General features: G+C 51.8%; 1 protein-coding gene. It reads left to right on the forward strand.

The features are described 5' to 3' along the window. Positions 1 to 593: MetQ/NlpA family ABC transporter substrate-binding protein (locus tag J5224_RS34105; protein WP_264629277.1), on the forward strand; the 593-nt coding region annotated here is incomplete at both ends.

Genomic DNA, 593 nt, shown 5'->3' on the forward strand with positions numbered 1-593 from the left:
GCATTGATGCCAACCTGTTCCAGCATTCGCTCTATCTGGAAAAGTTTGCGGCAGACAAAGGCTTGAAGCTGGCGAAGCTGATCATCGTGCCAACGGCAAGCATGGGATTCTATTCCAAAAAAATTCACTCGCTGGATGAGTTGAAAAAAGGCGACGTGATTACGTTGTCCAACGATGCGACCAATCTGGCGCGCGGACTGCGTTTTTTGCAATCGCTCGGGTTGATCACCATCAAACCGGATCTTGATGCTACCAAAGCATCAGAAAAAGATATTGTTGATAACCCGCGCGGTCTGGTATTCAAACCGCTGGAAGCGGCCCAGTTACCGCGCACGCTGGATAGCGTAACCGCCTCGCTGGTTAACGGTAACTTTGCGTTTGCCGCCGGGCTGAAGTTGTCCACCGCCCTTAAACTGGAAATTCTGGACGAAAACCTGAAAAACGTGATTGCCGTGCGTGCTGATGATATCGATAAGCCGTTTGCCAAAGATATTAAAGCTGCCGTTGAGTCCGACGCGTATGCCGCCGCGATCAATGCGCCGGGCAGCGTGTTCAGCGAATTTCAGAAGCCAGAATGGATGAAGGCGCGTGCC

Source organism: Candidatus Symbiopectobacterium sp. NZEC135 (assembly GCF_025962695.1).